Raw genomic sequence first — 19739 nt, 5'->3', positions numbered from 1 at the left:
CTAATAAACACGTGCTTTAGGAGCTATTTTAGAATAATCTATTCCACCACAAAGCAATTCAGTATGAACTGGACGATAATCAATCTTTATTTTTCCTGTTTCCGAGCCAACCCAACAAAGAGAATGTTTCCGCCAGTTTACATCATCACGCCCATTAAATTTACCATCCTTATAATCCTCTCTCGAATGAGACCCCCTACTTTCTTTACGAGCTTCTGCAGAGTAAACAGTAGCAATTGCATTTATCATCAAATTTTGCAATTCAAGTGTTTCCACAAGATCTGAATTCCATATTAAAGAACGATCATGAACCTTTAAATCAACCATTTCGTTCCAAAGAGCAGAAAGATTTCTACATCCATTAGACAAAGATTCTTGAGTACGAAAAACACCTGCATCTATCTGCATTGCTCTTTGCATCTTATCTCGTAAAACAGCAGTAGGGACATGACCATCAGCATACCTTAATTTATCAAATCGATCCATAATACGATCACAAGAGACCATATCCAAACTAGGAATTGGGCTAGATTTATCAATTATTTCCGCAGCACGAATAACGGCAGCACGACCAAAAACAACTAAATCAATCAATGAATTTGAACCAAGTCGATTAGCACCATGAACAGAAGCACATCCAGCTTCGCCAATTGCCATTAAACCATTAGCAAAACGTTCAGGGTTTCTACTATCTGCGTCTAAAACTTCTCCCCAATAGTTAGTTGGGATACCCCCCATATTATAATGTACAGTAGGAATAACAGGAATGGGATCGCGTGTTACATCAACACCAGCAAAGATACGAGCAGATTCGGAAATACCTGGTAAACGCTCATGAAGCACAGAAGGATCAATATGATTTAAATAAAGATATATATGATCTTTATTTTTACCTACACCTCTTCCTTCTCTTATCTCAATAGTCATACAACGAGAAACAACATCACGAGACGCAAGATCCTTAGCTGAAGGAGCATAACGCTCCATAAAGCGTTCTCCTTTAGAATTTACTAAATATCCCCCTTCTCCACGAGCTCCTTCTGTAATAAGACATCCTGCACCATAAATACCAGTAGGATGAAACTGCACAAATTCCATATCTTGTAATGGAAGACCCGCACGTGCAACCATACCAGCACCATCACCAGTACAAGTATGAGCTGATGTAGCAGAAAAATAAGCTCGACCATATCCACCAGTAGCTAATACAACTAATTTAGCAGAAAAACGATGAATTTCACCTGTTTCTAACTGCCAAGCGACAACGCCTATACAACATCCTTCTGAGTTTGTGATAATATCAATCGCAAAATATTCGATAAAAAATTCTGCATTATGCTTCAGAGCCTGCCCATACAGAGTATGCAAAATAGCATGTCCAGTTCTATCCGCAGCAGCACAAGTCCTTTGAACTACAGGGCCTTCTCCATAATTTTGCATATGTCCTCCAAAAGGACGCTGATAAATCTTCCCTGCTTCATTACGTGAAAAAGGAACACCGTAACGCTCTAATTCATAAACAGAATTCGGAGCTTCCATCGCCAAATATTGAGCTGCATCCACATCTCCAAGCCAATCAGAACCTTTTATAGTATCATAAAGATGCCACTGCCAACTATCTGGAGTCATATTAGCAAGCGAAGCTGCAATTCCTCCTTGTGCCGCGACTGTATGCGAACGAGTTGGAAAAACTTTTGTAATGCATGCAGTCCTGAATCCCTTCTCGGCCATACCTAAAGTAGCACGTAAACCAGATCCTCCAGCACCAACGACAACAACATCGTAAGCATGATCTACATAAGTATAAGAAGATTTAAGATTGAGATATTTATTCATAGGTTACCTAAAATTGCAATCTTTAATATGGAAACCAAACAAAAAGCGATAAGAAAAAAAACAAAAAAACTATTCATAAAAATAAACATAACCTTAAACGGTTTAGAATGAACATAATCTTCAATAATCACTTGCATCCCAAGTTGCATATGTAAAGCAATAGAAATTATACCTAATCCCATAAAAGATGCTACGAAAACATTTGAAATAACAGAAACAATCTGTTCATAAGAAGCATTACCATATTCTATAAAAAAAATAATAAAAAAAATGATGAAAGGAATATTGGCGATGGCCGTAAACCTTTGTTTTAAAAAATGACCTGTACCATCTTTGGCAGATCCCATGCCCCGAACTTTTCCCAAACTACTACGCATATAAAAGTCCAATCTTAATTTATTTTAAACTAGATCCTTAACTATCCAAATTATAGATACTAATACAATAGCAACAATAATATTAATTTTTGCCATTTGGGTAGATATCCTTTTATCAAAGCATAAACCAGAATCCCAAATCAGGTATCTTATACCACCTAACATGTGATGAATAATAGCCCAAGTGTACAAAAAAAAACATATTTTTAAAAAATAACTTTCAGTATAATACCTCAAATAACTTAATGCAGACTTGCCACTAGCTACACAAAAAAACCAAAGAACCACTCCTGGAGTTCCTAAATAAACAACTGATCCCGTAATACGATGGGCGATAGAAACAAACATAGTAGGAATCAACTTGTAAATCTGCAAATGTGGAGAAATAGGTCGATTATTATTAAAGTTAGACATCTATTTTAGATAAATCCTTTCTCTGTTTAATTATATTTATATATATATTCATAAAATTATTAATATTTAATACAAAAAAATACTTTTATAGAAATTTAACAATAGAACAACTATCATCAAAATATCTACTTTTATTAACATTAACTACAGCGGCGGATCTAAAAGTTTTCCCATACGACATACTTCTAAATACTCATCAAGAGTAACAGGTTGCACCGAAGGACGAGAGGAAACAACTAACATCATTCTAGAAAGACGCAAATTAGATTTGATAGAAACCAAACTAACAGGAAAAGGCATACTACAAACTGCACATATATCCACACATTCCCAACATGACGATTGTCCTGCTGTAGGATCAGAATAAGCACTAGTGATCACTTCAAAAATTCCTACAACCTCACGACCTTTATTGGAATGATAAAAGAATCCTTTATCCCCAACATGCATTTTTCTCATATTATTGCGAGCTTGATAATTACGAACTCCTGTCCATGCCTCTCCAACAATACCTTTGCCTTGTTGCATTTTCCAAGACCACAAATCAGGTTCAGACTTTACAAGCCAATATGACATCCATTATTCTCTTATTTACAATAACCACTAACACGATAAATTATATTTTGCACTATCTCACGAAGAGTAATTTAAAATAATATTCAAAGATTCATCTACAGTTATTTTGTTCTTCATAACATCTGATATTGCTTGAAAAATTGGCAAATGCAAACCCATTTTTGTTGATATATTGATAACGCGTGAAGCAGCAATCCCCCCTTCCACTAATTGCATTTGATCAAAAGTATGTTTTTCCCCCTTTCCAAGAGATACACCAAAACAAAAGTTACGAGACTGTTTACTTGTAGAAGTTAATATCAAATCTCCTATACCAGATAACCCTAGAATTGTGTCGGATCTACCCCCCATCGCTTCTGCCAATTTTATCATTTCTGACAAACCCTGCACCATAACTGTTGCACAAGCAGATTCTCCACATCCTCTTCCTTTTACAATACCACTTGCTATAGCAATAACATTTTTCAAAGCACCACCAATCTGAACACCAATACGATCATCAGAACAACATAATTGAAAAGAATTATATGAAAGAATCTGGGATAAAAAACGAGATGTTTCGATATCTTTAGAAGACAAAACCGCCCTTACAGGGAATCCTTGAGCAATATCACGTGCAAAACCAGGGCCAGAAAGAACTGAAATAGAATAAGATGGAAGAACTTGTTCTGAATAAGAACTTAGTAATATTCCACTATGATATTCAAAACCCTTAGAACAAATAATAATTTGCACACAATCTTTTAACCAATTTTTATAAAAATTAAGAGCATCTCCATATCCCTTAGAAGAAGTAGCAAATAGGACAATATCTGCTTCCTGTAAAATAGTATGGTCAGATGAAAAATTTAAAAGAGGAGAAAGATTTATACCAGGAAGCGCCTTTTCATTTACCCTTGTATCCTTGATTCGTTGCATAATACTTGCTTTTCGACCAAGTAACGTAACATCTGAATTACCACGTGACGCAATTATAGTAGATAGAGATGTTCCAAAAGCTCCAGCACCAATAACACAAATTTTAAGATGATTTTTCATGCTTTTACTCCACGCTTACCAAATCCTATTTTTGCAATAGCTTTTTCATCTAAAGGCCATCGAGGACGAGGAGATACAGATAAATCATCCGAAGGAAATCCGGAATCCATCCTTTCCAAAGCAGCCCAAGCAATCATTACTGCATTGTCAGTACATAAACGCGCCGGAGGAGCAACAAAACAAAAATCATGTAAAGAACAAAAATCAACGAGAGAAGACCTTATAAAAAGATTAGAAGCCACCCCACCAGAAAATACTAATACAGCTTTTTTATTCGGGAATGCATTTCGAAATAAAAGAAATCCTTGCTTTAATCTTGATTTTAGAATACGGACAACCGTTACTTGGAAAGATGCACAAATATCAGCAATATCTTGTTTTTCAAGAACATCAAAGGAGCGTATCTTGTTCTGAACAGATGTTTTCAATCCAGAAAAAGAAAAATCGCATAACGTTCCTTGTACAGAAGGACATGGAAAATTAAAACGTTGACTATCCCCCATTAACGCAGCTTTTTCTATTTCAACTCCACCTGGATATGATAATCCCAGTGACTTAGCAATTTTGTCAAAACACTCGCCAAGTGCATCATCTATAGTTGTACCTAAGCGATCATATCGTGCTACATCCCTTACTAGCAAAATTTGTGTATGTCCCCCTGATACCAATAAAACCAAATATGGGAAAGAAACGTTATTAGTCAAACGTGCTGTTAAAATATGACCTTCTAAGTGATTTATAGCATAAAAAGGCTTTTTAGCAGCATAAGCAATAGCCTTAGCAGTCATCAAACCAACAATAAGTCCACCCATCAATCCTGGCCCAGCCGTAACTGCTATTGAATCTATCTCAGAAATTTGCATATTAGCATTTAATAAAGTTTGTTTTATTAAAGTATCCAAAACATTTACGTGAGAACGAGCAGCAATTTCCGGAACAACTCCTCCGCAATGATCATGTTGATCAACTTGAGACAAAATAGATTCTGCAAGAATATCATTGCTAGAATCTGTACGACTTAATATTGCAACAGCTGTTTCATCACAGCTAGTTTCAATACCGATAACTGTTTTTTGTATTTTAAACATTGCAATACTTTATTTGTTTTATGCTAATTGTACAATTCCATTTTTAGTATCATAGATGAATACATATGAAAAACAAAGTTTTTAAAATAGGAACACGTTGCAGTCCTTTGGCCTTAGCACATGCTTTTGAAACACGATCTTATCTTATGGATATGCACAAATTATCTCCTGATAACGTTGTAATTGTCCCTTTATCAACCAAAGGAGATCGTATTACAAATATAACATTGTCGGAAATAGGCGGAAAAGGATTATTTACTGAAGAAATTGAAAATAAATTGATATCGGGTGAAATTGATCTTGCAGTCCATTCAGCTAAAGATATGCCGACCAAATTATTCAAAGGCCTGCAAATTTCAGCCTACCTACCTCGTGAAGAAATAAACGATGTATTTATTAGCAATACTGTAAATTCCCTAAAGGATCTTTCTCCTAATAGCATTATTGGAACATCATCATTACGTCGCAAAGCACTTTTATTGAGAAATCGTCCTGACATATTTGTAATAGATTTTAGAGGTAAAATAGAAACACGTTTGGCTAAGCTTAAAAACAAAAAAGCTGATGCTATATTGCTATCATATGCTGGAATTAAAAGATTACAAAAAGAGAACATTATTAAAGAAATTCTGAATATAGAAGATTTTCCTCCATCACCTGGACAAGGGGCTATTTGTATTGAAACACATATTAAAAATCACAAAGCACAAGAATTAGTTGCAGCTATTAACCATAAAGAAACTTGGGATAGCGTAAGGTGTGAACGTGCATTTCTTGAAGAATTAGATGGATCATGTAAAAGTGCAATAGCTGGATTTGCTTATTGTAAAGGTAAAGACATGTATTTTAGTGGTATAGTTTTGTCACCAGATGGCAAAGTTTATCATGAAGTATCAAAACAGGGTAATCGTTGCGACGCTATTCTTATAGGCCGTGACGCAGGCAAATATATACGAAATATTTGCAATAAAAATATTTTTAACTTTTGAACTTTTAAGTAAAAAATATAAAAGAAGAAATTAATTAACTTCCTTAGGCTAATTACTACTCTATATGGTGTGGAAAAGTTCATTTAAATATTTAATATTTATAGAGAAAAATCATGCGCATAGTTATTACAAGACCTATAAAAAAAGCACTATGCACAAAAGAAAAAATTAAAAAAATGGGTCATATTCCTATTATGATGCCTCTATCCTATTTCTCATATAACAAAGAAGAAGTATTTCATGCAATACAAGGAGAATCATACGGAGGTATAGCTATTACCAGTAGTGAAGCTCTATGTACATTACCCATAGATTTTTGCCATCATAAACCTATTTTTGCTGTAGGAAAGGCAAGTGCTTATCTTGCAAAACAAAAGGGGTTTTCAAAAATATTTTATGGTCAAGATAATAGCATTGGTTTAGCTAATATAATTATCCAACAAAAAAAAATGTTTGCCCCTAAAAAACCTCTGATATACCTAGGAAGAAAACCTAGAAACCTTGAATTTGAAAACTATCTAATCCAACATAATATTCCTTTTAAAATAATTGAATGTTATATTAGTCGGAGAATGTATTATCCTGAAGTAACATTAAAAAATTTACTCCAAAATGCAGATTCAATACTATTTTATTCCAGATCAGCAGTTTCATATTTTTTTAGTTTACCTTTGCCAGAAAAAATATCTGCTAATTTCTTATGTTTGAGCAAGAACATTGCATTTGCCATCCCCCCATCATATAAAAATGTAACTATAGTAGCAGATTTTCCAAAAGAAAAATCTCTACTAAACATTATTCTTCCTAAAAATAAATAAAATCTCTATATCATAATTAATATTTTATGTAAAATTAATAAGTTAAATATAATATTTGGTATATTATAGAATCAATAATATAATTATTATTAGAAAAGATAGATTTTATTAGTGATAATAATTTAAAATATTGCAAAGAAAGGTAACATAATCCACGTGCGAATGGTGCAGGATAGTCTGTTGAGTTAGTTAATTCCAAACATTACATGTGATTAGGAGAAAATAGTATGACCCCTGTTTCTGATTATTCTACGAAAGAGCCTATTCGTAAATCTGAAGAGATGCCTGAAAAAGAAAAGGCAAACCAACCTCATTCTTGTGGGAAAAAACTAAATTGGAGGCAACGCATCCTCATCAAAATACGCAAAAATAGATTATTATCAAAATTACTAACAACTTTAGTTTGTATATTATTTTTAGCAATTTTTATAATGTTTATATCATTTTTGACAAAAAAAAATTTTTATAATAATGATTTTGTCAATCATTTTCCAAAAATTGATAATGAGAAAAGTTCGTATTATACTGAGGGAACACAAGCAGAACAAGACTCTACTGTGAAAGATCTTAATCTTGTTGGTATTAAGTCGTCACCAAAACTAGATGATATAAAAAAATCAGATATAAAATCTTTATTAGAAGAAATATCTTCTCTAAAAAAATTGATTTCTGATATTAATGAAAATTATCAAAATATCGTAACCCGCCTGGAAAAGACAGAATCTTTAATTTCCAATCCTCTCAGGAATCCAGATACTCAACGTATGATTTCTCTACTAATCTTAAAAAATTCAATGGATAAGGGAGAATATTTCTTGATGAACGATAAGATGAAAAATGAATTTTCTATCTTAAAACCATGTACTGCCGTTCTTATGAAATTTGCTAATACAAAAATACCCACAACGGTAGAAATTTTGACACAATTTCCTAAAGTTTCTGAGGAAATGATTTTCGCAAGCGAATCTCTTGAACATGATGCAGGATTTACAGATTATCTATTGCTACAACTCAATAGATTGATAAAAATTCGCCCTGTAGGAGAAAATATTGGAGGAAGTTCAATAACCGCTATAATAGCTCGCATTGAAAATAATATAAAAGCAGGTGATCTAGTAAAAGCAGCTTCTGAATGGGACAATATTCCAGAAAAAGCGAAGAAACCTGGTGTATATTTAAGAAATGCAATTGAAGCACATATCTGCTCTGATGCAATATTAAAAGAAGAGATGGCTAAAATTGAAAAAGGTAATTTGCAATAGGAATGAAATTATCATGATGCGTCTCATATATTGTTTTTGTATAGTTTTTCTAATAGCTTGTAGCTTTATCATAATTGCATGTTATCCAGATGATATATCAGTTATTTGGGGAAATAGAATTTACAAAACAAACCCTTTCGTAATGTTATCAATTTTTTATTTTTTAATATTTGCATTTATACTAATATCTAATATATCGCGATTTTTTTTATCTTTTCCCTCTATAATTCTGAATACATTTCAAAAGCACAACTCTGAAAAAGGATATAAATCATTATACAAGGGCCTCATATCCATTGCAGCACAGAATGTACCATTAGCTCGCAAAATGTTTTCTTACATATCCAAACATCATGTCTTTAATAAAGAACCTCTTGCCCATATGCTGGAAGTACAAGTAGCTTTAGCTGATAAACAATACAATGTTGTACATGAAAAACTAGGTATGATGTTGAACATTCCTTTAACAAAAGAATTTGCAATTTATCATTTATACCTTGAATCCTTCCGTAGAAGTGATTTTAAATCTGCTAAACATTATGCAGAGCAAGCTTTGAAAATGTACTCTGATGTCCCTTGGGCTATTGAAGCAATTGTTCAATATTATGCAATAGAAAAAAATTGGTCTAAAGCTATTAATTGCTTAGATGAGCATAAGAAAATAAAAAACAATAAAACATATGATAAAAATAAAGCTATACTTCTCATAGCAAGTTCTTTGGATAATGCAAAAAAAGGTAACATTATAGATTCTTACAACGATGCAATAGAATCTTTAAAACTGTGCAATAATTCAATTATGGGATCAATATGTGCCGCCAAATCTTTGATTTCCCAAAATAAAAAAAGTAAAGCAGAAGTAATCCTCGAAAAAATATGGAAAATCAATCCCCATCCCGAAATTGCCGACATTTACACTAAAATTTTATCAAAAAATCCAACAGAAAAATTAGATAAAGCACTGAAACTAGAAAAAATTAATAACAAAAGTATAGAATCTATGCTTATAGTTTCTAAAACATCTTTAGAAGCAGGAAATATTGATCTAGCACGTACAAAGGCAATGCTTGCTATGCAAGCTAATCCTAGAAAAGAAGTATTTTTGCTCATCGCTCAAATAGAACAAGAAAGTTCTAATAATCTCAATAAAATTTTTTATTGGACACAAAAAGCACTATTAAATGCGATTCCAGATCCCCTATGGATATCAGATGATGGATATTTATCATCTACATGGCTACCTATATCACCCTTAAGCAAAGCACTATGTTACTTTGAATGGAAAATTCCTACTAAAAGCCCAGAATATATACATTATAAAGACACCATATCATCTATAAAATTGAACAATAATATGTTTAATATACAAATTTTAAGTGAGAACGACCCAAAAAACTATCCTTTTAGTAGTGATAAAAGTCCTTACTTCAAAGATGATAATAAAATAATTTTAGATCCTCATATCAGACAATTAGACGATCCTGGCGTTAAAAATAAAACAATAAAACATATATTATACTGACCATCGGATTTTACGAATGCTCATAGAAAATATTATACTGAGTTTTTATAATTTCAATCTTTATCGATTGCACGACGTATCACACCTTATTCATGATTTTTTCATGCTATCAATAACAATAAATTCATAGTAATAATCATTAAAAAAACCAATACAAATAGAAATGCAAAGTTTTATTTCTGTATTATATCATAAAATAAAAGGAACAGTATTTTGGAAAAAATGAAGATTACACAAGCTTTTACATTTGAAGCCGCTCATAGACTTCCATTCGTACCTAAAACTCACAAGTGTCATCGTATGCACGGACATTCTTATCGAGTAGAACTAGTGATGGAAGGAGAATTAGATCCCAAGACTGGATTTGTTGATGATTTTTTCAACATAGAACTAAAATTTGCACCGTTATTAGAAAAATTAGATCATCATTGCCTCAACGAAGTAAAAGGTCTAGAGAACCCTACGGCAGAAAATATTGCTATCTGGATTTGGGAACATTTATTTTCTTCTTTACCAATTTTATCCGCTGTAAGAGTTTATGAAACACCAATGTCTTGGGTTGAATATCAAAAATCGTTATGAATAATATTATAGAAAAAAAATCATCTGCTATTTTGCTATTTTCAGGAGGACAGGATTCTTCTACTTGTCTTGCTTGGGCATTGAAAAATTTTAATGAGGTAGAAACTCTTAGCTTTAACTATGAACAGCGTAATAAGGTTGAACTAGAATGTCGACTTTGCTTACGTAATAAAATAGTCAAACTAATGCCTGAATGGAAAGATTCTTTAAAAGAAGATCACGTATTGCCATTAGGAATACTTGGAGATATTACCCATTCTTCACTAACAAAAAATATTGAAATGAAGTTTCATGATAATAATTTACCTAATACATTTGTTCCTGGACGTAACATAATGTTTTTAGTATTTGCTGCTGCATTAGCATATCGTCGTGGAATAGACAATATAATAGCAGGTATGTGCGAAACAGACTATTCAGGATATCCAGATTGTCGCCATAGTACTATAAAAGCAACTGAACAAGCCATTAATTTAGGAATGGAAAGCCATATTAAAATTCATACGCCTTTAATGTGGATTAAAAAATGTGAAACCTGGAAACTTTTAGAAGATATAGGGGGACAAAATTTAGTAAATCTTGTTCTTGAAGAAAGTCATACTTGCTATCTTGGGACACGAGATATACTCCATGAATGGGGTTATGGTTGCAATTCGTGTCCAGCATGCCATTTACGAAAAAAAGGTTGGATGGAATTTAAAGAAAAATATAAAAATTAATTTAATAAGTAATAATAGTATAACGATTTTATAATACCTCATCCCTATTTTACAAATAAATTAAATTATTCTAACTTTTATTATAATTGTATAACATGTGAAATATTCATCGATATTTATTCAAGAAAAAATGTGAATAATTATTAATATAAAATATGTATATATATATATATATATATATATATATATATATCATATGACAAATATTGACCGGACTAATTTATAGATTTGTTTCTATGAATAGCATCTGTGCATAACAGAGCATTGCTGTATACATAATTATTACAAATATATACAATAGGTTAGTGAAATGTATTAATTTTTAAATAAGCACGTAATATTTTGTTTAGAATTAATATTAATCTTTAGTATAAAATGTTTTTTTTAACCGAGAGTAATGTCGTTTGTTGAAATGATCTATTTCACTATAAATCCATTGAAATGTTTTTTATATGTATTGGCTTTTATAATGTTTTTCATAGCATTTAATTGTCTTTTATCAGCAACATTCGGAGATTGGTATTGTAATTTCTTTGATCAGTCTGTAAGTCTAGAAATATAAAGGCGTGTATATGAGTAATAACAAAAAAAGCAAGTCTTCTTATGACGAATCACTAAGAGAGTTCGAAGAGCTATCAAAATCAGATCTTAATAAAGATAAAAAGCAATATAATTCTAGGATTATAAACAAACATAATAAAAAGAAGGATGACATTTCCAGAAGGGAAGTTGCTACTAACTCTGATTCTGAGAATATGGACGATGATGCTGGTTTTACGCAAGATTTTAAACAAGTAAAAAACAAAGAATCTTGTTCCCTGCTTCATCCTGCTAATGATTTAAATAGCGGTGTTATTACTAGTATATTACAAAATATTGGGAAGAATTCCTTAAACATAGCATTACGTAATGCATTTGTATCGTCTTTGATATGGTTTGCATTCGAATTAGGGTTTATAGCTAAATTTTACGCTAATTCAACTATGAATTCGTTCTACGAATTTTCTATGAGACCAGAAGTAATTAACTTACTTCTAGTGACAAGTATTGTTCCGATTTTGATGTTTTTTTCTTTCTTTATAATGATATCACGTGCAAGAGATATGCACGATGCTTCTCAATCAATAACTGAAGTTGCATTACGTCTAATAGATCCAGAAGACTACTCTTCCGAGAGGATAAAGTCGATAAGTAGTGCTGTAAGAAAAGAAATCGTATTGATGACAGAAGGAATAGAACGTACTATCTCCCGAGCATCTGAATTAGAGAAAAATGTCAGATGCGAGATAGAGGCTCTTGAAAAGAATCACGCAGAAAATGAGAATAAGATTCAAGATATTACACAAAGACTCAGAGAGGAACGTGAAGCAATAGTTGATCACGGTATGCAACTTCGCAAATCTATTTCTGAAGTGCATGAATCGCTCAAAGAAGAACTTTCTCTGACATGTGAGGAAATTTCTTTTCATTTATCAAATGCAACAGAATCGTTTCAGTCTATGATAGATATGCGCGTAGTAAAAATGACTGAAAAAACAAATAGAATAGTTAAAGAATCAGCAGAAATTATTTCATCGAAAATAGATCAGTTGTTAAAAGTTCTTAATTCAACATCCGTTGTAGTTACTGAAGAATTTGATAATCGTATAAAATATCTTTCGAACACTATTGATAATTCAAATCGTAATTTAGCTAATCAACTGAATAATCACGCATTAATGGTAGAAAGTAACACAGATAGAGTTAGCATTGCACTTAAGGATCAATCTCATCAATTAATGCAATCATTCACATCGCAAATATGTGAAATTTCGAATTTCTTTTCAGAAAAACAAAGTTCTATTAATGATGCATTAAATAATATGTTGCAAAATTTACGAATTAACTTTCAAGAAAAAGAAGATATTTTTCGTAATAATCTTCAATCTACTACAGATACCACGTTGCACGAGGTTGATATCCGTAAAGATGAAATAGAAAATACAATTAAAATATTTCTTGAAGAAGCTATCGAAAAACTTAATAAAAACATTAATGAATTCAATTCATTTTTCAAAAGTAACTTTGATGAAGTTGAAATAGCCTTAAAAGACAACATAGGTAAAATTCACAGATGTTTTAAAGAATCAAATTGTAATATTGATAATATATTTCTCTCTAACATCAAAAACATTGATTCTAATTTAGAAAAGAAAACCTTAATTCTAGAAGAGACACTCTCTAAAAAGCAAAACAATATAAATCAGATTACAGGTAAAAATACAGAACAATTAGAAGTTATCCTAAAAAGTAACATAGATAATCTCAAAAACATACTTGAAGAAAAACGGCAAAAAATTGATTTTGATATTGGAAGAAAATCGGAAGAACTATGCTCTTCATTTGATTCTTCATATAAAAAGATAAGTAATATTATATCAGATAGAGAACAGTTTTTTTCTAATTCTTTATCAAAAGCACAGCTACAATTTGAAGAAACTCTTGCAAATCGCCCTCAATCTATTGTTGATTCGATCTCTATTAATATCAAAAAGCTAACAGATAATGTATATGATAGAATAATGGTTTTGGTAGCAGCATTATCAGAAAATGAAAAATATCTTGATAATAGTCTCAAAAACCATGCTGCTGATGTAGTTCATAAAATAACCAATACTGAAACTCAATTAGTAGATATATTTGATAAAATATCTAAAAATATTGTTTTTTCTTATAACAATAACAATAACAAGCTTGAAACAATTCTCCAAAAACATCTTATATCTTTTAATGATACATTTAGCAATAAAAGTGATAATGTAAATGACATGCTAAAAAGATCTACAGAACATATTAGTGGTCTTTTTTCCGACAATGTGCAATCTATGAAAGAGTTGCTAAATGATGGTGCTGCAAATATTGAGTCAGAATTATCATTAGTTGACAAGAAAATTAAATATTCAATTGATGATGTTAAGTCTATATCAAGTGAGTTAGACAAAAGATGTAAAGAATTAGGAAGTGATCTTGTAAATCACTCTAATAAGATTCTTTGTTCTCTAGAACAAGCTCAAGAATTACTTTGCAATACTTTCGATCAACGTAATAATAATTTTATAAATTCTTTATCGGACAATCAATTAAAATTTGAAAATAATCTTGTTAATCAATCTCATCTTTTAATTGAAAAAATTTCTCTAGATATAGAAAAATTAACAGATATAGCCTATTCCAAAGCAGTAGATGTAGTTAATTCTCTAACTAAAATCCAAGGTAATATTGGAATAACATTAGAAAATCATTCTAAAATTATGTTAGAAAAGATTTCTGATGCTGATATGAGAGTTGCAAAAACATTCAAAGAATCTATGGGCAATATTTTATTGTCTTATGACGAGAATAATAAAACTTTAGATAGAAAGCTTTCTGATCATATCAATATTTTAAAACAAACCCTTGCTGGCAACGAAAATAAAATAGATGGTGTTGTTGGATCTGCATCACAGTTTATTCAAGATATTTTAAATGAAAATTCTTCACGTATTGAATCTTTACTTAACTGTAGTAATAATTCAGTAAACAATGCATTGCTTCTTTGTCATCAGAAGTTTGATAAGCTATTACAAGAAAAGTCAGATGATCTTATCCGCATTATTGATGATAAATCATCTTGCTTGTCTGTCTCAGTTTCTAAACAAGCCACAGATTTAGAAAACAACTTAAAAGAACAAGAGAAGTCTTTATCACAGATTGTTGATAATTCTTCTTCTTCCTTTAAAGATTTGTCAAATAGTATCAATAACCTTATTCAAGAACTAGTTGTAGTTATTAGTAGTATGTCTAAATCAACAGACGATGTTTCTGGACAACTAGAACTATCTCTGAATTCCGTAGATCAAAAAATTAAAAAATGTAAAGAATTTTTTGGCGAGAAGATTGTATTCTTTATGGATGAAATCTCGAAAACCATGGAAAATTCAGAACAAAGATTATCCAAAAAAACTCAGGAAATTTCACAGAAAATATTGGAAAATAATGATGTTATAACTGGTCAAATTATAGAAAATACTTCTCGAATCAGCGGAGAAATACTTGATATTTCCGAAAAATTTGTTGAGACTAGCCAATTATTAGAGAAAAGAGAAGAGAAGTTTTGTTCTAATTTAGAAATTTTTGGCGATAGTATATCCAAGATACTAAAAGATGTTGATAATATTATTTCATCTCATACCAACGAATCTCGCTCTTTAATAGAAGAAAGAATTAATGGAATAAGAGAAATTATTTCAAATTTAGATAATTCGTTAGAATCTCATGAATCTATAATATTCAAACAGTTTAAAGAATATATTCATTGTTTTGAATCAAGCATGAAAAATATGGAAAATATTTTCGATAAAAATAATGATTCCATGGTATTATCTTTTGAAGAACGTTCTAATATTCTTGATAATATTTTATCTAAGAAATCAATTGAAATATCAAATTCTATTTCTGGAGCATTTAATCAAGAAGGAAATAATATAGTAAATATTATAGAAAAACAAATTTATAATGCTGCCAATTCGTTTAAAAAGCTTGAAAAGTTATTAATTAGTGAAGTTGAAATGGTCACTGGTCGTATTAATAACAGTAGCTTAGACATAACAACAATATTAAATAACGCCACTAATTCTCTGAATAAAGTAGATAAGAGCTTGTATCAAACTACTAATCGCATTACCGAAACTACAGGACAAATCAATATGGTATTTTCGGAATCATCAAAGCTATTTGAGAAAAAAATTAAAGATATAAGTGAAATATCAAAGGTTTCTTTATTGCAGATATCTGAGATCGTAAATAAATTTGATAAAAATTCTCATATTTTAATAAATGCCCATAACTCACTTGTGAAAGCACAATCTGAAACTGGATTAACTCTAGATAAAAGAGCAAACAACTTAATAGGATTGACCAACCAATTGGTAAACAAATCCAGTGAAGCTCAACAGTTTGTTAATTCCCTCTTATTAGATATTAAGAAAATTGTACAACAAGCTGATTCTATTTCAGAAAATGTTGTTAAAAATATGATCGATAGTTTCCGAGAATCATTTACGAAAATAGATGGAACATTATCTAATGTAGAAGAGCGTAGTCTTAATACAATAAAGGTTATCAATAATGATTTAACTAATATTGGAAACAAAACTATGCAAACTATTGACAGTAATTTTATGAAGATAGAGGAAAAATCAGGTGACTTATCAAATATTATTGTTGATAAAATAAGTTCTTATATTCCTAATATTGAAAATATATTTTCTATTATTGAAAAAAAATCAGATCAATCTATGCAATTATTTTTGGATTCTATAAATAGTAAAATAGATTCTTTTACTAAAGAATTATCTAAAACAAGCAAAGATATCACATTTACTTCGAATAGAATAAATGAAGATTTGAACAATTCTAGAGATATTTTAAAACGTAATTCTGTATCTTTAGTAAAAGAGGCAAAAGAAAGCTCTGATAGCATACGCAATGCCCTAGAAGAGCAAATTAGTGTATTAAAAGATTTTAAGAAATTAGTAAATAATTATATAAAAAATAATCAAAAATTTCATAATAGTAATAGTAATATCGAAGAAAATAAATCAGATACACAGATAAAAAATAGTCATTTGATAAAAAAATGGTTTAATGGTATTCTAAATTCTTCTACCAATAGCAAAAAAAATGATTATTCATCTATGGGTATTCAAGATAAAACATCGCCGTCTTTTATGGATAATCTACTAAATAATATCTCAAATTTTGTTGATTATGATGCTTTTGTTAATCTATGGAAATCTTATAAAGAAGGAAAAGAAGACATATTAAGCCATCGCTTGTATACTATAAAGGGACAGAAAGTATTTAGAAATCTTCAAGAAAAATACGTAGTAGATTCAGAATTTAAAAATGAAGTTGATAGCTATATATCAAATTTTGAAGTAATGCTATCTGAAAAAACTAACTCTAATGTTGACCCTTCTATTGTACAGGAACATATTATGTCAAATTATGGAAAAGTCTACATAATGCTTGTACATTCATCTGGAAGAACGTTATAAAAAATAATTTTGAATGTATTATTAAAATAAATGTTTTTTCTTAATCAGAAAGATCATATGATTAATCTTTATATAAAAAGTCACTTAAATTTTATATACAACAAATTTATACTTGCTATAGTCTGATTTTTAGTAATATAAATAATTATATAAATACTTTTTTATTTTAAGATTAATTTTAAAGTTTGAAATATGATTTCAAGAATTTCTACAATTGCATTTCATGGTATAAAAGAAATACCTGTAGAAGTTCAAGTAATGGTATCTCCTGGAAGAGTTGGAGTGCAAATAGTTGGATTACAAGATAAAGCTGTCATAGAAAGTCGTGAAAGAATTCAATCTGCACTTTATTCATGCGGTCTTGCTCTTCCTAGTAAAAAGATTACCATTAATTTATCTCCAGCAGATTTACCGACAGAAGGATCTCATTATGATCTTCCTATTATCCTTGCATTAATGGCATCTATTAAAGCAATTAATGGTGAATTATTATCAAAATATTTAGCGGTAGGAGAAATAAATCTTGATGGATCATTAGGTAAAATTAATGGATTACTATCTGCTGCTATTTGTGCAAAAAATATCAAAAAAGATTTAATTTGCCCTCAATCTTGTGGATCTGAAGCTGCGTGAGCATCGGATAACATGAAAATTATAGCTCCATATAATCTTTTAGAACTAATAAATCACTTAAATAACAAAAAACTTATACCTCAACCTTTAAAATATACATCTAAAACACGAAATAATATTCCAAATTTTGCAGATATAAAAGGCCAAAAAACTACCAAACGTGCTCTTGAAATAGCAGCAGCTGGAGGTCATAATTTATTAATGATTGGACCACCTGTAGCAGGAAAATCCATGCTTGCTTCTTGCTTACCATCAATACTACCACCTTTATCTTTAGAAGAATCTATAGAAGTATCAATGATTTATTCCATCTTTGGTCAATCATCACATGAATATTCTTTTGTACGAGATAGACCTTTTCGCTCTCCACATCATTCTGCTACTACTGCATCATTGATAGGTGGAGGAACACAAGTATTACCAGGAGAAGCTTCCTTAGCACATAATGGAGTATAACCGTAATTACACCGTAAAATCAATTATTTAGATACGCCCTAACCCTAGAATCTACAATAGTAAATAGCATTGATTCTACGTTGTTTTACTTTATGATGCCCGCACTTTTTTAATTATAATCTACAAAAAGATACAAGATATTTCGAAGTTTAATTGATTTTTCAACTTGATTAAGGCACTATGATAAAAAAGGGGGAGATCATGATAATGGCATTAACGTTAGAACAAGATATGTCGGGTATTGATTGCGACTTTTTCCCACCGAGTGGCCTAAGGCAAGGAAAAAATAATAAGGCACGTGTAATTAAAGAGTTGCAAGAGCAACTCGTACCCAATATGAAATATACTTATGCTCGTGTAAAAATAAATAGAATAATAGACAATGGGTTTGCTTCTTTTGACGAAAATATCCCATATATGGAAGAATACATTCTACTTATCTCTAAAATAAAAAAGAAAGAAGAAGTAAGCCAAGATGAGATAGATGATTGGGCAAAATTGGCTGAAACCTGTGAGGAAAGAGCATCGTTACTACTTAGAGATGGCAATCGTATTTATGATGATATAGATAAAAATTATATACCGTTTGATCCCGCTTTAAAAACTATTGTGCTTGATTGCATCAAGAATAGCTACAAAAAACGTTCAGATATGATATGGGATTTTGCTGTGTTTTTGAAAGCATCAGTGGCGCAATTAAGCTCAAAAAATAAAAACGTAAAAATAAAAACTCTTTCTAGCACAGAAGATTGGGATAATTACTGGGAGGAAATAGCATCTTAAAATGGAGGGTAAAGTAAAAATTGATATACCAGAATACATCAATAAACCATTAAAGAAAATACCCGTTGATGTTAGAAAATCGGTTTTTAATTATTTTTCCTATGTCACAGCTAGTGGGGATACTTCTAAATTAAGAAAGGTACAAAATAAAGAAAACACTTTCGTAGTCACTATACGTTATTGTTATCGAATTATTTTATACCAAAAAGAGGATAATCATTATATAATTTACGACATCTCCCATAGGAAAGAATCGTTTAAAAAAATTAACAGGAAATAGCTTTTATATTACCAAAAAACCTGTAAAGTTATTCATTTTTTTTATACCTTTCTTTTCTCTAGTTATTATATCTTCGAACCAAAATCCTATAATATACACCTCACACCTTTTAATCACTCTAACTTTTTAACAACAATGTAGCTTCAACTTCCCTTCTCATAACCAATCCTTTTAACTTCTTACCTCTTGAGTAAACCCATCTTTTACATTCAATAGATGCGTTTTGCCAATCAGATTCATCAATACGTTTCTTGAAAGTACTACTACGATACTGACCAATACCTAGATT

At 30.7% G+C, this 19739-nt stretch carries 17 protein-coding genes; 10 read left to right on the top strand and 7 right to left on the bottom strand.

Features of this window, described 5'->3' with window-relative positions; genetic code table 11:
* The 6 genes from sdhA to tsaD all read right to left on the bottom strand — a co-directional run bounded on the left by sdhA (nt 1) and on the right by tsaD (nt 5329).
* Nucleotides 1-1836, bottom strand: a complete 1836-nt coding sequence (gene sdhA, locus GY664_RS02650) for a succinate dehydrogenase flavoprotein subunit (protein ID WP_333947917.1) — start codon at nt 1834-1836, stop codon at nt 1-3.
* Entirely contained in the window at nt 1833-2213 is a 381-nt protein-coding gene (gene sdhD / locus GY664_RS02645) for a succinate dehydrogenase, hydrophobic membrane anchor protein (protein WP_333947916.1), read from the bottom strand. The genes sdhA and sdhD overlap by 4 nt, the downstream gene beginning before the upstream one ends.
* Before the next feature lie 24 nt (nt 2214-2237).
* Entirely contained in the window at nt 2238-2627 is a 390-nt protein-coding gene (gene sdhC / locus GY664_RS02640; RefSeq protein ID WP_333947915.1) for a succinate dehydrogenase, cytochrome b556 subunit, read from the bottom strand.
* A 144-nt stretch (nt 2628-2771) separates the two neighbouring features.
* Nucleotides 2772-3203, bottom strand: coding sequence for an EVE domain-containing protein (locus GY664_RS02635; protein WP_333947914.1), 432 nt, complete (start codon nt 3201-3203; stop codon nt 2772-2774).
* 57 nt (nt 3204-3260) lie between these two features.
* Complete coding sequence (locus GY664_RS02630; protein WP_333947913.1) at nt 3261-4241, bottom strand: NAD(P)H-dependent glycerol-3-phosphate dehydrogenase; 981 nt, start codon at nt 4239-4241, stop codon at nt 3261-3263.
* Complete coding sequence (gene tsaD, locus GY664_RS02625; protein ID WP_333947912.1) at nt 4238-5329, bottom strand: tRNA (adenosine(37)-N6)-threonylcarbamoyltransferase complex transferase subunit TsaD; 1092 nt, start codon at nt 5327-5329, stop codon at nt 4238-4240. The genes GY664_RS02630 and tsaD overlap by 4 nt, the downstream gene beginning before the upstream one ends.
* A gap of 65 nt (nt 5330-5394) precedes the next feature.
* Between tsaD and hemC the strand changes: the two genes are divergently transcribed.
* The 10 genes from hemC (at nt 5395) to GY664_RS02575 (ending at nt 19170) form a co-directional block, all read left to right on the top strand.
* On the top strand, nt 5395-6318 hold the full coding sequence (hemC, locus tag GY664_RS02620) for a hydroxymethylbilane synthase (RefSeq protein ID WP_333947911.1): 924 nt from the start codon (nt 5395-5397) through the stop codon (nt 6316-6318).
* A gap of 113 nt (nt 6319-6431) precedes the next feature.
* Nucleotides 6432-7136 carry a uroporphyrinogen-III synthase gene (locus tag GY664_RS02615; protein WP_333947910.1) on the top strand — a complete coding sequence of 235 codons (705 nt, stop codon included), beginning with the start codon at nt 6432-6434 and terminating at the stop codon, nt 7134-7136.
* A 227-nt stretch (nt 7137-7363) separates the two neighbouring features.
* Complete coding sequence (locus tag GY664_RS02610) at nt 7364-8398, top strand: COG4223 family protein (protein WP_333947909.1); 1035 nt, start codon at nt 7364-7366, stop codon at nt 8396-8398.
* 13 nt (nt 8399-8411) lie between these two features.
* Entirely contained in the window at nt 8412-9920 is a 1509-nt protein-coding gene (locus GY664_RS02605) for a heme biosynthesis protein HemY (protein ID WP_333947908.1), read from the top strand.
* Between the two features lie 222 nt (nt 9921-10142).
* The gene (queD, locus tag GY664_RS02600; protein ID WP_333947970.1) at nt 10143-10502 is read left to right on the top strand and encodes a 6-carboxytetrahydropterin synthase QueD; all 360 of its coding nucleotides are present in this window, start codon (nt 10143-10145) and stop codon (nt 10500-10502) included.
* Nucleotides 10499-11221, top strand: coding sequence for a 7-cyano-7-deazaguanine synthase QueC (gene queC / locus GY664_RS02595; RefSeq protein WP_333947907.1), 723 nt, complete (start codon nt 10499-10501; stop codon nt 11219-11221). The genes queD and queC overlap by 4 nt, the downstream gene beginning before the upstream one ends.
* Before the next feature lie 572 nt (nt 11222-11793).
* Nucleotides 11794-17298, top strand: a complete 5505-nt coding sequence (locus tag GY664_RS02590) for a chemotaxis protein (RefSeq protein WP_333947906.1) — start codon at nt 11794-11796, stop codon at nt 17296-17298.
* Between the two features lie 192 nt (nt 17299-17490).
* Complete coding sequence (locus GY664_RS02585) at nt 17491-17931, top strand: magnesium chelatase domain-containing protein (protein WP_333947905.1); 441 nt, start codon at nt 17491-17493, stop codon at nt 17929-17931.
* Nucleotides 17932-17943: 12 nt separating this feature from the next.
* Nucleotides 17944-18387, top strand: coding sequence for an ATP-binding protein (locus GY664_RS02580; protein WP_333947904.1), 444 nt, complete (start codon nt 17944-17946; stop codon nt 18385-18387).
* A 207-nt stretch (nt 18388-18594) separates the two neighbouring features.
* Entirely contained in the window at nt 18595-19170 is a 576-nt protein-coding gene (locus GY664_RS02575; protein ID WP_333947903.1) for a hypothetical protein, read from the top strand.
* 398 nt (nt 19171-19568) lie between these two features.
* Here the strand turns inward: GY664_RS02575 and GY664_RS02570 are convergent, their stop codons facing one another.
* Nucleotides 19569-19730, bottom strand: a complete 162-nt coding sequence (locus tag GY664_RS02570) for a glycoside hydrolase family protein (RefSeq protein WP_333947969.1) — start codon at nt 19728-19730, stop codon at nt 19569-19571.
* Between the last annotated feature and the right edge of the window lie 9 nt (nt 19731-19739).

The organism is Candidatus Liberibacter brunswickensis, assembly GCF_036858155.1.
In the GTDB taxonomy this organism is placed as follows: Bacteria; Pseudomonadota; Alphaproteobacteria; order Rhizobiales; family Rhizobiaceae; genus Liberibacter; species Liberibacter brunswickensis.
This window is presented reverse-complemented; position numbering and strand designations above follow the sequence as displayed.